General features: G+C 37.1%; 11 protein-coding genes and 1 pseudogene. 4 read left to right on the forward strand and 8 right to left on the reverse strand.

Annotated features, from left to right (window positions below):
- Positions 1–454: 454 nt before the first annotated feature.
- The 3 genes from LGZ98_RS00790 to LGZ98_RS00800 are packed head-to-tail and all read left to right on the forward strand — an operon-like array spanning position 455 to position 3,360.
- On the forward strand, positions 455–1,468 hold the full coding sequence (locus LGZ98_RS00790) for a PseG/SpsG family protein (RefSeq protein WP_113042535.1): 1,014 nt from the start codon (positions 455–457) through the stop codon (positions 1,466–1,468).
- Positions 1,469–1,499: 31 nt separating this feature from the next.
- Positions 1,500–2,348, forward strand: a complete 849-nt coding sequence (locus tag LGZ98_RS00795; RefSeq protein WP_113042532.1) for a phytanoyl-CoA dioxygenase family protein — start codon at positions 1,500–1,502, stop codon at positions 2,346–2,348.
- Between the two features lies 1 nt (position 2,349).
- Positions 2,350–3,360, forward strand: coding sequence for a Gfo/Idh/MocA family protein (locus LGZ98_RS00800; protein ID WP_262977569.1), 1,011 nt, complete (start codon positions 2,350–2,352; stop codon positions 3,358–3,360).
- Positions 3,361–3,604: 244 nt separating this feature from the next.
- Here LGZ98_RS00800 and LGZ98_RS00805 read toward each other — a convergent pair whose 3' ends face one another.
- From LGZ98_RS00805 to LGZ98_RS00840, 7 genes and pseudogenes are all read right to left on the reverse strand, one after another.
- Positions 3,605–4,111, reverse strand: coding sequence for a contact-dependent growth inhibition system immunity protein (locus LGZ98_RS00805; RefSeq protein WP_113026115.1), 507 nt, complete (start codon positions 4,109–4,111; stop codon positions 3,605–3,607).
- Positions 4,112–4,274: 163 nt separating this feature from the next.
- Entirely contained in the window at positions 4,275–4,775 is a 501-nt protein-coding gene (locus tag LGZ98_RS00810; protein ID WP_262977570.1) for a contact-dependent growth inhibition system immunity protein, read from the reverse strand.
- Positions 4,775–5,140: pseudogene (locus LGZ98_RS00815) on the reverse strand (endonuclease toxin domain-containing protein); the annotation flags it as partial. The pseudogene LGZ98_RS00815 and the gene LGZ98_RS00810, both read right to left, overlap by 1 nt.
- Before the next feature lie 205 nt (positions 5,141–5,345).
- On the reverse strand, positions 5,346–5,882 hold the full coding sequence (locus LGZ98_RS00820) for a hypothetical protein (RefSeq protein WP_011147280.1): 537 nt from the start codon (positions 5,880–5,882) through the stop codon (positions 5,346–5,348).
- Complete coding sequence (locus LGZ98_RS24105) at positions 5,882–10,000, reverse strand: DUF637 domain-containing protein (protein WP_449301170.1); 4,119 nt, start codon at positions 9,998–10,000, stop codon at positions 5,882–5,884. Before LGZ98_RS24105 ends, LGZ98_RS00820 begins: the two co-directional genes overlap by 1 nt.
- Positions 9,979–10,989 (reverse strand): two-partner secretion domain-containing protein, encoded by a 1,011-nt coding sequence (locus LGZ98_RS24415; RefSeq protein WP_262977572.1) that lies wholly within the window; start codon positions 10,987–10,989, stop codon positions 9,979–9,981. The genes LGZ98_RS24105 and LGZ98_RS24415 overlap by 22 nt, the downstream gene beginning before the upstream one ends.
- Positions 10,990–11,049: 60 nt before the next feature.
- A complete protein-coding gene (locus LGZ98_RS00840; RefSeq protein ID WP_262977573.1) occupies positions 11,050–12,729 on the reverse strand; it encodes a ShlB/FhaC/HecB family hemolysin secretion/activation protein in 1,680 nt (559 codons plus the stop codon).
- A 303-nt stretch (positions 12,730–13,032) separates the two neighbouring features.
- Here LGZ98_RS00840 and tyrP point away from each other — a divergent pair, with 303 nt between their 5' ends.
- Positions 13,033–14,238, forward strand: a complete 1,206-nt coding sequence (gene tyrP / locus LGZ98_RS00845; RefSeq protein WP_113026111.1) for a tyrosine transporter TyrP — start codon at positions 13,033–13,035, stop codon at positions 14,236–14,238.
- 46 nt (positions 14,239–14,284) lie between these two features.
- Here tyrP and LGZ98_RS00850 read toward each other — a convergent pair whose 3' ends face one another.
- Positions 14,285–14,827 (reverse strand): YfaZ family outer membrane protein, encoded by a 543-nt coding sequence (locus LGZ98_RS00850; RefSeq protein WP_113042520.1) that lies wholly within the window; start codon positions 14,825–14,827, stop codon positions 14,285–14,287.
- Between the last annotated feature and the right edge of the window lie 176 nt (positions 14,828–15,003).

The raw sequence follows: 15,003 nt of genomic DNA on the forward strand, positions 1-15,003 counted from the left end.
TAATTGTATATTACAATAAGCTTTAAACTCCATTTATTTTATTAAAAAACAATCTATTACTATTTTTTTCATTCAGTTTAACTGAGCTACATCACAATAAATAACTATAGTAAGTACTGTATCTAAATATCCTAAAATTACTCATCTTTTACCTAAGAAAAGACCAATCATCGTACTTGGCAAACCCTAAAAGAAATTCAAGCTAATTGGTATATTAGCTTGAAAAATATCAGTACCAGCAGAAGAAAAGCTTTCCAAATTTGATCTCAAAATACTCTCCCATATTTGGAGGAAAGGAGAATTTAATAGGAGCCATGCAAACATAAAATAACTAAAAATAGTTATTTTTAAATAAAAACATTGTATTCAGAAAAAAATCAACTTATGCTTCATCCCTGTTTATCATAAACTAATTAATGATCATAACCCTCTAATATCTAAACAAAAGTATAAAATGAGAAAAAGAATACTATTTATAGTTGCTGGCTATCCTGGAATCGGAATGGGACATACTTTTAGGGTGGCTGATTTAAGCAAAAGTTTAAAGAATAACGATGTATATGTTTTATGCACTCATGAAAGTATAAACGCTTTTAATTATTTAAAATCTTTAGATATAAAACTTATCCTACAAAATAGGAATATACCCATTTACCAATATGTCAAAAAAATAAATCCAAACTTAGTGATAAATGACACATTAGACACTGATGAAAGTTATATTGACGCCATAAAAAATTTAGGCAAAAAAATCATTACATTTGAAGACACCGGGAGTGGTGTAAAGAAAACAGATCTTACTATAAATGCTATTTATTCTTCAGGAAGATATCCTCATGTCCTTTATGGACATAATTATATTGATCTACGAGACGAATTTATTTCGTCAAATAGAATAAAAATAAATAAAATGGTAAAATCTATATTATTATCTTTTGGAGGAGAAGATCCAAACAACCTAACTTTGCGATTTTTGAAGTTATTATCCACATGTAATTTCTTCCAAGATATTATAGTAACAGTTATTACAGGCCCGGCTTATCCTTTTACCCAAGAATTAAATTCTTTCTTAAATTTTGGAAATTATAAAAATATTCAATGGATAAATAATATTAAGACCGGTATGTCCCAACATATGTTGGCTGCTGATATTGCAATCAGTTCTAATGGAAGAACAGTATATGAACTAGCTGCATTAGGTATTCCATCTATATCAATTTCTGCAAATAAACGAGAAAATTTGCATTATTTTTCTAATACAGTAGGTTTTTTCAAATTAGGTTTACATAATGATATTTCTGATGATGTTTTTATAAATTCCATTATAAAAATATTTGATTATGAAACCAGATTGAAAATTCATAGACAAACAATGTGTTTAGATATAAAGACCGGAAAAGAAAGAATAATAAAAAATATTATTAAATTCCTCAATGACAATACTCCAGAAAATTATTCTACAATATAAAAATAATTTTAATTACTTAAGGTTAGTAAATATGCTAAATAAAGATGAATTATTACAGTTTAATAAAGATGGGTATATTATTAAACCTATCTTATCAGAGTCTAAAATTGATCTATACTTAAATATAATACATAATCATATCAAACAAAATAATGATAAGATGTTTAATATTCAATTTATTCAACCCAAAATGGCAATTAAGGGAATTCAATCAATTATTAATAATAATAAAATTATTGAGATTTGTAGCCATTTATTAAAAGGTGGAGACATCATACTTGATGGTGCCTCATTATTCTACGCAAATAAAGGGGTTGACTACCGTCAAGGCTGGCATCGTGATGTAATACAAATTCCTGATGAAGAAATTCTCGACTCATGGTATTCAGATAAGCATTTCCATAATAATATTCAAATAAACATACCGTTATATAAAGATGAATGTTTATGGTTTGTAAAAGGTAGCCATATTCGTAATTTTAATAATATAGAAAAAGCATTATTTTCTGGTTCAAAAAAAATAGCCCCAATGAAATCGCCTGACATTAATATCGGTGAAAAAATCATACTAAATCCAGGAGAAGCTATCTTTTATAATAATTTGGCAATACATAGAGGATATGGTGGCATACTGAAACATAATCGCGCAACAATACAATTGGGTTACCATACTAATAGATGTGAACCCACATGTCACTTCGGTGTAATGGATTATAAGAAATTTGATGAAGATTATATTAACTCGCTTGATTCAGAAGTAAAAAACATGTTATATAATCATATATTGGAACGAAAAAAATGGGATAAATCAGAATTCTATTATAATCTCCACCAAGATTTTATTAAGAAAGAATTCGATATAAACATATTGGGAAAATAAAATGAAAAAAACAATAAAATGGGGCATTATTGGTTGCGGTGATGTTACTGAAGTAAAAAGTGGCCCTGCCTTTTATAAATTAGATAATTCTGAATTAGTTGCAGTAATGCGGCGCAACGCTAATTTAGCAGAGGATTTTGCTAAGAGACATAATGTCCCTAAATGGTATTCTGACGCTAATTCACTTATTAATGACAAAGACATTGATGCAGTATATATTGCAACACCTCCCTCTACACATAAAGAATATACTATTTTAGCGGCTAAAGCTGGTAAAGCAATATATGTAGAAAAACCTATGGCATTAACATTCGAAGAATGTAATGAGATGATCGCGACTTGTAAATCCCAAAATGTTCCCTTATTTGTAGCTTATTACAGAAGAGCATTGCCAAGATTTTTAAAGATCAAAGAATTAATTGAGTCAGGCGCGATAGGAACACCAAGGATAGTAAACTGTATACTTTATAGAGAGATAGAGAAATGTTACCAAGATCCTCATCATTTACCTTGGGTTGTTAATCCAGAAATTTCCGGTGGTGGGTTATTTGTTGATTTAGCATGTCATACTCTTGATATATTAGACTTTCTTTTGGGAAAGATTATTTCTGTCAAAGGACATGCAAATTCACAAGGGAATGCTTATCCCGCTGAAGATTGTGTATCAATGTCATTTATGTTTGAAAATAATATTCAAGGTGTGGGTATATGGAATTTTGTGTCGAACTCTAGAGGAGATAATGTTGAAATAATTGGTACTAAAGGAAAAATATCTTTCTCTACATTTGGAAATTCAGCCATTTCATATTATGACGAAAATAATAAATTACACCAATTTAATATTGATAATCCAAAGCATATAGAAATGCCATTGATTAATACAATAATTAATGAATTACAAGGAAAAGGATTTTGCCCATCAACAGGAGAATCAGGCTCACGAACCAGTTGGGTAATAGACCAAGTATTAAAAGACTATAGAATTAATAATTATTTACAATATAAAAATTAATAAATTAGTTTTTAGAGGAAAATAAAAACCAAATATATATGAGTTCATTAAAAATATCGGAAGTTAATAAATGGTCTAAAAGACTTTATTAACTTCTTTTTATTACCATTTTTATCAACTAAAACAGTTTTACTATTCATAAGATTTATTCTTAACAGAACAATGCCATATATTCTGTTTACTGATGATTTTATATAATGGATATCGCTATGATCAGTTACGAAATAAAACTTAGGTTCTTTAATCAAACATAACTCCTACAACGTGAAAAAGCCAGCCGTAATGCCGCACCAACTTCCTCAGGAGAACTGTTTGCCGGAATAATGACATAATCAGATTCGACAATACCCTGCCCTGTCCAAAGCTCAAGTTTTTTGTGACCGTAGGGCATAATAGTTATCACACCATCTAACAAGCGAATATTGCAATTGTTCATCTTCTTGAATAACTGACGTTTTGAGCGATAACCATAAGATCCCATCATCTCTGTGATCCAGTTTTTATACTGTTTGTCATTTGCATCATGATCAAAATAATCCCCATACTCATCAAGTGGGATTATCCTACTTTTTGATAAAGCATCAAGCACAGCCTTTCCCAACTCTTGATCAGATGCAACTGGCTGTAATAGGTATTCGCTTCCTAAGGGATCTACCCCTAATAAACCGTTGCCTGAATAGGTTTGTATTGAATAAAAATCACCATTAAACTTAACACCCGCATTCAATCCTTGATCAAAATCTATGTTCATTACTTCACCACCGTAATTTTAGCAGTAAGGCTTATTTAATAACTATTTGAATCTTTTCGAAATAATTAGCGGACACATAATAACTACTACGTGTCCACCTTAATTAACTCTCTAAATCAAAGATCATGAATAATCAATGTAAAAACAAATTGTTATTTTATTGTCAAACATAACTTCTGCAACGTGAAAAAGCCAATCGTAATGCCGCACCAACTTCCTCAGGAGAACTGTCTGCCGGAATCACGACATAATCAGCTTCAGAAATACCATCTTCAGACCAACCTTCCAATTTTTCATGGCTAGATGGTCTTATCGTTATTTGGCCATCAAGCAATTGGATTCCACAGTTATGCATTTTTTTAAAAAGCTGACGTTTTGAACGATAATTGTAAGTTTCCATTAAGAGTTTAACCCATTCTTTATATCTCTCAGCCTTTTTTTCATTGTCAAAAAAATTATCATCGGGATCAATCAGCCGACTTTTAGAAAGAGCATCCAGAATTACAATGCCTAGCTCCTCATCAGAAACATCAGAAGTTAACATATAGTTGCCTCTTGAAGTATCTAAATTAAGTGCACGATAACCAGAATAAGCTGTTACTGAGTAGAAATCACCATTAAATACACATCTGGCATTTTTCCATCGTTCAAAAATTTCACTCATTATTTCACCACTGTAATTTTGACGTTAATATTCTTTTCTGCACCATAAACTATTGCACGGTTAATTTGCTCCCACTGATTTACCGTCGTGGCTTTTGGTACAGCAATGCGAATCTCTCGTTGTGAAATCATCGATGATGTTACTTCTTCACCCTTTTTAACATGCCCACTAAAATCTACCACTGAATCAATGTTCCCTTTTATGGAAGAATAAAGTTGTTTCGGATCTTTAATCCTTGCCGCAGTACGTGTATCCAATGTTTTTACACTGGTAGCCAAACCTGTTTTTTCATCATAAAAATCAAAAGTCTTAAACCTTTCAGGCAACCGAGAACCTGCTGGCATTTGCGTAGCAACAAAATCCTCAAAAGGATACCCATACTATTTCAATCGCAAGACTCCATTGGATAGATCCAGTAAGCAGTAAAAAATTTCCTAATACAACACAAAGACTATCTAAGGTAATAAAAAAATATATATTTGGTAACATCGGTATGGAAACCGATGTTACCCATTTTTACTACATAGCAATATCGCATATCAATCCAAGATAAAATTAGCTTGATATACACTAACTAATAGAATTAAAGAAATTATTGATATCTTCTTTTGATAATCCTCTTATTAGAACACTTACAATATTTTCATCATCGTCCAATCCCAACCACAAAGAGTTGCTACATTTAATCCAACTGGATAACATACATTTCTCTTTTATGACCAACATTATAGATTCTTGATAAATCAATGCCTTAATCACACAATTGAATTCATCGATAAAACGATGATTAAAATCATTATTTTCAGTAAATCTCCATATATTCACATCAACTATAGGAAAACCACATTTACTTTCATATGATTCAATAAGATAATCATCTGCATATTGAATAAACTCTGGATTAATTATAACCAAAGTAATCGCTGCAATTCTGCCATTACTAGGCAAAATAGCAAACTCTAATAAACTCTTCTTATCATCACCAACTCTCCAATATAAAGGAGTTTCGTTTATATTATCAACTAATTGGATATCAATAGGTGTGTAACCATCAATATTAATGATTACTTCCTGATCATTTACTGGCTTGATTATTTTCAGCATCATTATTTATACAACGCATGTTTTAATACTGGATAAGGATCTGTAGATCGCTGACTAAATATTAACTCCCAACGACCTACTTGCATTTTTTCATTAAACTTCAAACCTTGAGATGATGCATTCTTGATCGCATGTTGAAGACTTGACAACATAGCTTGGCTCCCTTCTGTTGTGCTGTGTGACAATCCATTACGCGTTAGATATTCCTCCATATGCTTGGTTGCATTTGGGTTAACCCATACAACTTTTCCATTTACCGTCATCTCAAACGATTTTGGTATTGATGTTCCAGGAATTGCAGGCTGTGTTGCTTTTATAGAATCCCATACTGTTCCTGACTTACTAATATCACGCTTAATTTCATTCAACAATATCCTTGTTTCAGGGGCATTTTTAGCTTTAACCGCAACTTTAAGTTTTTCAATGATTTTTACTGATAACTTCCCACTAGGAATAACACTGAGAGTAGCAAGAAGATAATCTTCCAATTTCTCTGCATCATAAAATCCTTTCGTTGCGCCAATGACAGGGATGTAATCCATAACTGCTAACGCAGCTTGTTGACGAGCTTCCACACGAATTAAAGCCTCTTTATCACCTTCCATTGCAGCCAACATATCTTTTTGGTTTTCTAACGCTAACTGAGTAAGCTGATGATCAATATAGTTATAACGAAAAACTATCTCAGATGCATTTGCACCACTGTAAGCACCATCCGGCGTTCCTGTTACTATTGCTCCCGCTACTGAACCAAAAACTTTTGCTAGCTGGGCATTAGATTCATTATCAGACATAGCCTTTATTAGCTTATTTAACTGACGTTCTGATTCATCACGAAATTTAGGCTCAAACAAGCTATTATCCATAATAGAACCAGCCAATTCCGCAGCCAAAGCCCCTGCCATTGCGCCTTTAACATTTCCTCTGCCAATTTCAGCGCTTATCCCTGCGACAACTGCATGGCTTAACGTTTTACCCGGCACTCCAAGCACTTCGCCGTTGTCACCAATTAATCTGGCACCTTCCGCATTAATCTGGCTGCCAATATTAGCCAACAGAGCCGTAGTCAAATTATCTTTAAAGCTGCCGCCGTTAATGGCGGTATTCAAGCTAGAACTAATAATGGATTGACCCGCTACCCGTTGGACGACTTTATTCCAATCACCATTGCTGATTTGGGGTAATTTCGCTTTTGTGGGATCTAATTTGGTACCATCAGCCGCTTTATCCCATCCCATGTAGGAATCAAATCCGGCCAATGCGCCACCAATCGCCATTGAGGTAATTGTTGATTTAACCGCATCACTGCTACCTAATACTTTTAGCGCTTTGGATATGTCCCCCTGATTATCCACAATAGCAACGGCCGCCTGTGCCGCCAGTGATGACATTCCCGCAGTTAACGCCCCACCCGCAACGCTATTACCCGCATAAGATGCAACAGATGCCGCTAAAGAACTGCCTGCGGTTGCCGCCGCCGCTGCAATCGCAATTACCGCAGAAACCACTGGATTCAAATGCTGGCTCTTGTGATCCCAACTGTCATAAGCGTCTTTGACCACATTCCACTGGATATCTTTATTTTCTCGAAGCCCTTTCAACCAAGCTGTTTCTGGCGTATTTCCCAATACGGCTAATACATTTTGCAATGACTGACCATTTTTAGCTTTAATATCAGCACTAACACCGTTGGCTGCTTCCACTGTCAGTTTTCCACCAGTGAAAATCTGCGGTAATACCCATTGGGTTTCGGTATAACCTTTATCCCTTTGCTTAATATAAAAGCCTTTGGAATAGGTAATAGTCTGTTCAAAAGAGGTATTTTTTACCGCCTTAAAATTAACTTTACCGTGAGTGCTGGTCAGTTTGGCGTTTTTATTAGTCGCAATTTTACTGGCTTCGTAAGTGCTATCATCCCGACTTAACAGGTTAATATCACCACCCGCGGTAAATTCAGTGACTTTATTAGTAACATCATGGCGGGTACGTTTAATGGTTTTCTTTTTGCCATACCACTTACGTTTGGTTTCTGTTTTCTCATAGTGGCTAGATTCTTCCATTGCCTGAGCGTACAGATAACCGCCTTTCGCCGCGACGTCCATCGCACCTTTGGCAGTCAGTTTAGTGGCTTGGAAAAGAATACTGCCGTTTGAAATAACAGTTAATATACCGCCACTAGTCAATGCAGTACCTTGCTGTGTGACTGATTCGGTGAATTCCCTGCCTTTTTCCCGGTAAGCGTGATTCTGCACTGATTCAAAACGCATATTGCCGCCGGAAGAAATCGTTGTATTTCCGCCTGAGCTTAATGTAGCGCCTTGGGTAATCAGCGTTCCATTAGCAGCTAAGGTAAGCTGTTTTCCACCATTAACTACAGCAACGATATGGCGATCATCTTTATTGTTATCGTTCTTATTATCAATAGCGGAATAGCCCAGAGCTAACAAGTTAATATTCCGACCTGCTGATAATAATGTGTTACCTTTGGCGTTAATTTGAGCCGCCTTGCCATTGATATCTGCACCACTGATAATATTGATATTATTTCCTGCGGTTAATCGGCTACTTAATTCACCAGAACGGGATGTGGAAAATAGTTTATTCAGTGAAGGAGATAATTCACGGGGAGCGAGATCAATGTTTTTTGCAGCGGTCAAGTTGATATCTTTTACCGCTGAAACATTAACTCCCTTAATAGATAAATTTCCGCCAGCATTAATCACAACAGAACTTTTAGCATCAAGTTTACCTATTGTAGATAACATCTGATTAAACAGCGTTTGTTCTTTATTTTCAGCGTTCACATCCCCCATTCGTTTATGTGTCAATAACTCACTGTTATTATCAATGGTAATATCATGATTTGCAGTTAAAGAAATATTATGACTTTTCGTTAAGAAAATATTGCGAAGAAGAATATTTTTACCTGCATGTAAGAGTAAATCACCCGTAGCTTCCAAGCTGCTTATTTTACGCGTATTATCAGGATTAAAATATCCTGGCTTACTACTACTCTGAAACTGAACATTCCCGTTGCGGCTGATAATAGTTACATCTTTGGCTTTTAGTTCACCTTGCAAAGCATTAATATTATTAGTTGCTGTCATAGATAAGCTATTTGATGAAATCAATGCTGAATTATTAAGATTAATATCATTCTCGGAAATAATATTTAACCCATCAATAGCCTTTAGTTTATCAGTGATATTGATTTTACCTGCGTGAAGCAAAATGTTTTTTGCTGATAATGTGTCAGGTCGGGCAGTTACTGTTATTTCTGACAGATTTTTTGCATCATCAGGAATCAACGTTCTGATATTTAAGTTATTTTTAAAATCCGCTACTAGATTTTTTTCCGCACTAATTGAAGACGATATATAACTTTCTTCTCCCCAAGTATATAACTCTCCTTGCTTAGTATATTCTGCATCTTCATAAACATAAAATAAATCCCAATCACCCGGTGGTGCATCATCATCTTTGAATTCACTGCCAACCATAGGGTTTGATGTAGTATAATGCCAAAATGTATTTTTCTTACCTAATTGACGACTGATAATATCAATATTTTCCCCGGTGAGAATAAGATCCTTTTTCGCATATATAGATGAAACATCATTTCGCAAATTAGTTGCATTAATATAAGCATTACCACCAGAAACAATATTCCCTGCTGGGCTTATCGCCTTTATTGAAAATCTATCCTGTTTAATATTGATAAAGTTATTTTTTAATAAATCAATAATACCAAACCATTTATCCCGATTAAAATCTTTCAATTTCACAGCCAATGTAATGACGGAATCAACACCTTGTCTGATACCATAAAAACTACCAGCCCATTTATTAATTCCTACGGAGTCAGCCGGAATGGTTTTCCATTCAGTTATGGTTTGATCTCTTATATTATCCAGTTTATCAGTGCGAACAACCAAATCCCCTTTCACAGTCTTTATCGTTGCAGATTTATTTTCAATCAGAGTGCTCTTATTTCCCTGAGAATCTTTCTGTAACCACATATTATTATTGGCTTGCAAAAGTGCTTTATCACCGGTATTACGCAAGGTATCACCAAATATCCGCATATCCCGGCCCGCAGTTACACTCCCTTTATTATCCAATTTAGTACTTGCCAGAGTAATATCCCGTTCCGCTTGTACCTTAATATTTTGCGCAATATGAGTCTCTTTTGCGCAATATGAGTCTCTTTAGCGCTAAGATTAAAATCCGTTTTGGCTTTGGCATTTCCCAGCTCAATTTTGCCATTAACGTTTAAGGTAATATCACGCTGATTGCTGATTAAATCCTTAAGATTAACACCGACACCATCTTCCGTAGCAACCAAACGGATTTTATTGGCATACATGCCGCCTAATGCTTTGGTATCAACGGCTAATTGAGGTTTAACACCTTCTCCAGTGATTTTTTTCACTGTGCCATCGTTAAAATCAATCCGGTTAGCTCCCTGCGTCAGGGATAAATTATTAGCTTGAATTTTTCCATTTAATTCAGTCACTCGGCTGATAATATCGATATAATCCGTTGTCTTACCATCCAACCCTTTGCCACCAATAGTAATCTGGCCTTTTTTAACCTCCAATGCCTCCAATGCGCCCTGTTTATCAAATTGAGGTTTACCCGTGGTCAATGTTGCACTGCCAGTATTGATAAAACCACAACCATCACAAATAATGCCATTAGGGTTGGCAATCATCACATTGGCTTTATGACCAACTATCTCTAGTTTTCCTTGAAGATCCGATCGACCACTACCGGTGACTTCATTAATAATCAATTCAGCCGATTTACCATTCAAGTTAGGGTTAGCGTTAAGTTGCCCGGCTAATTGTGATTTAGCAACCTGAGTGGCGTTATTTAATACGGCACCCTGAGTGGCAATATTAAACTCTTTATAGGTGTTGTGAGATATTCCTGCACCATTAGGCGTAGCAATATTTACGATCGGCACATTACCCTGGTTTTGTACCTGTGTTCGGTTATTATCTGGCGTGATCCCGGCCGCAATAGCAGGATGAAGGGGATATACGGCAGTAAGATAAATTAAAAGATAACAAGCGCCCCTTGCCATAGGGCCGTTACGTCTTTCCATTATTCTGTCCTTTCTTAATTTGAGTACAAAGTTATTGGTATAAATATCCGTATTACATCGCTAAAAAATCAGTGATACAGACCAGTAAACTACCCAGTTATCCGGTTTCAGGTGGTCTGGATAAATCAGAGGTGTTCCCAATGTCATCGTTTGATTGAACTTGCTGTGCGTCAGTGATATGCCAAGCGCTGTACCGGTAACATTACCGCCATCGATTTGCTTGGTTTTTCCCTGTAACCAACCCGTATCCAGCGCTCCCGTTAAGGCCAGTTCACCCAGCACAGGCAACTCTGAAATTTGCCAATTCAGTTCATTACGCCAATACCCACCGCGATTGCCGGTCAGATATTGTTCTTTAAATCCCCGAACAGAATATTGCCCGCCTAACGAGAGACGCTCATTGGCATAAAGGTTGTACGGTGTGGTTTGACCGTAAGCAGATGAAAGGTAATAAAGCGAGTCGGAGATCGGGACAAAATAGCTAGCACTCAGGCTGAATTTGCGAAATTGGCTACGTGGAGCATCCGGGAAATGCGGATCATCTTTTGTTGCGCCTAACACGGGTAAGCCATAACTCAATGCAGGGTTGAACGTGATATAGCCACCCGCCAGTACCGAACTGTAATTAATACCAAGATTGGCAACACTTAATGTCGGGCTGCTGATGGATAATTTCTTTCCTGCAAACAAATTAGCCGTCTGACGATGTGTTATTCCTGCATTCAAAGCCAGTTTCTGCTCACCGTCACGATATAACGTCCGGTTTATTGCTAGCCGGTGAGTTTGATTGTCACCTTCATAACGGTAGGTTTGTGAGCCGATCGGAATCTCCTGAAAAGAATCGTTCCACGCATATTGATAATTGAACAACCAGTCACCATAAGGAATCGTCACATTGGAAGAGAGACTTCGACTACGGTGGTTATTACGAAAATCGTTGTTGCGACTGACAGATAATGACCATTGGTCTGCAAGATGTAATAGGTTATCTACATTCACACTGGCGTTGATTTGCCCGGCGCCAGTACTTTTTTGACCACTATTATCTATCCCCAAACTAGCGCCAACCGGCAAACGAGTCGATATTCGTTTTAAGATAACCGCAGAATGACCGGGCTGTTTTCCTGGCTGAATATCAATGGTTATCTGTTGGGAAGGAAGCCGGTTCAGTTGTTCCATCCCCTGTTCAATATCCCGTAGATTCAGTATGTTACCAACCATCCTCGGAAAGGCCATTTTCAATGAAAGGGATGTCTCACCATCAAGCGTGATTGATTCAACTTTGCCCTCACTCACGGTAATAATGAGCGTACCGGTGGATAAATCCTGTGCTCTGAGCCCAGCCCGAGAAGTGACATAACCTCGCTCGATATAGGCATTCGATACTTTACGCACCAGTTCATTAATATCTGGCAAGGTTAAGCAACGGGTTAAATAAGGTTGTATTAGTTTTTCCCTTACTGATTGGGAAAGGCTCTCAACACCTTCAAATTGAATATAGCGGATGGTATGACAAACAGATTTAGCACCATCAGTTTCGGGCTCTAAATCTGGAGACAAAGTGATGTTGTTACGTAACGCCTCCCGCTGCTGTTGAGCCTGCTGCAATAACGCTTTCTGTTGTTGCGTGATAACCTCTTGATCCGCCGGGCCAATAAACTCTGAAGCATAAGCTTGCCCCGATATAGCGAATAGAACAGATACAACCAATGTCCTAAAACAAACAGATATTCTTTCCATTGATAATTTTTATTTCACCATGCGTTAATTGTTAAGATAATGAATAACGTCTTATTTTAATTGGCAATCTAGATGAAAATAAAAAATTATCTTATTTAAGTGTGAATAAAGTCTGGTTTTTTAAATACTTAATAGAATAAGTAACTTTTTATATTTAATGAAATACATCATTTACGATCATGCAAAAACACAATTGTAATTATTTATTTACACTAAGTGTAACCTTAATTTGACATGAATAAATTAATCCTTTAGCCTGCCTTTCCATAACGATTTCAATCAGTTCAGAAACTAGGGGAAAGCGTGAAGAATCGTACTCTTGGCAGTATTTTTATCGTAGCGGGCACGACAATTGGCGCAGGAATGCTGGCGATGCCGCTGGCAGCAGCCGGTGTCGGTTTTGGAACAACCTTCGTGATGTTAATCGCTCTTTGGGTTTTGATGAGCTATACCGCTTTATTGTTGGTGGAAGTTTATCAATACAGCCCGGCCGATACGGGCCTGGGAACGCTGGCAAAACGTTATCTTGGGCGAGGAGGCCAATGGCTCACCGGTTTCAGTATGCTTTTCCTCATGTATGCTCTGACAACCGCTTATATCAGTGGTGCAGGTGAGTTGCTGTCAGGCAGCCTCTCTTCATGGCTGGATAAACCTATTCCTGTTTCATACGGTGTGCTGATTTTCACTCTTGTCGCGGGTTGTGTTGTCACTATCAGTACTCAATCTGTCGATATGATTAACCGCCTGCTGTTTACGGCAAAAATTATTTTTCTGGTTATTATGCTGACCGTCATGATGCCCCACATTAAAAGCACTAACCTGATGTCAATGCCTTTGGAACAAGGTTTGGTATTATCAGCTATTCCCGTGGTATTCACCTCTTTTGGTTTTCACGGCAGTGTGCCAAGTATCGTCAATTATATGGGGGGCGATACCCGTAAGTTACGCAAAATATTTGTTATCGGCAGTGCTATCCCACTGACTGCCTATATCTTATGGCAATTAGCCACTCTGGGTGCCATCTCTTCCCATACTTTTGTCGGCATCTTAGCGGAGCAATCAGGGCTGAATGGACTGTTAAAAGCGGTGAGAGAAGTTGTCGCGACGCCTCGTGTAGAGCTTGCTGTCCGTCTGTTTGCTGATTTGGCACTGGCAACCTCATTTCTTGGGGTCTCCCTAGGTTTGTTTGACTATATGGCAGATCTGTTCAAACGCCGTAATAATGCGACAGGCCGCCTGCAAACCGGCATCATGACTTTTGTTCCACCACTACTTTGCTCCTTGTACTATCCAAACTTTGTTATGGCGTTAACTTTCGCCGCAGTCGCACTGTCCATTCTCGCCCTGTTACTGCCTTCCATGCTGGCTTGGCGCAGTCGTCAAATTGAACAAAAAGCCTATCGGGTAAAAGGCGGAAAACCCGTTCTGATTCTAGTATTTCTTTGCGGAATTACAGTCATTGCCATCCAGATAGGTATTGTCAGTGGTTTACTGCCAGAAGTAGGTTAATTAACTGTCCGCATCAGCAATGGTGCGGACAAAACGCAAAAGTAAATTAGAAATTCAAACCAGCACCGATATAAAATCCATCAGCCAGTTTGTTATCCCTATTTCCCTCTTTCCCTCTCATGTTCATAACCCGATAACCAGCATCCACCGTCAACGGTTTAAATACGGTAAAACGTAAGCCACCCGCAGCCTCAACATAAGAATCAATACCCGAAGTTAATCTGGATGGCGCACCGTAAGCTTCACCGTACAGCGCTAAAGCGGGCATAATAGTCCAACTCAAACCCACACCTGCGGCTAATGCCTCACCATTTTTCCCATCTTTAGGGGATAAATAGAGAGCCTTACCGCCAATGCTGGCCGTCAATGGACCAACAGGCAGGCTAAATGCGGTTCCCAAACTTCCCAACTGCCCATTATGATCACTGCGTGCCCAGTTGCCATTAAAGGATAATCCAGCACTGTTATCACCAATTGCCGCAGAAGTATGGGTGAAATGGCGGCCAGCCTGAACATTCACGGAAATTGCATTCGCTGATTCAGCAATCAACAACAAACCGGTTGCTACCGCGGCAAGATAAACCTTCATGATATTTCCTCTTTATTTACTTAATGTTAAACATATTACGTAAATACAACTAAACCGATAGACAACAAAAAGAAATGAATCATCTATACTTACTAAATATGTGTGAATTTTTCATTTCATTTGCTTAATAATTAATTATGTAAATAGTTTTATTTTAAACAATAAACAAGAAAATA

Source organism: Photorhabdus kayaii (assembly GCF_025384895.1).
Taxonomy (GTDB): Bacteria; Pseudomonadota; Gammaproteobacteria; order Enterobacterales; family Enterobacteriaceae; genus Photorhabdus; species Photorhabdus kayaii.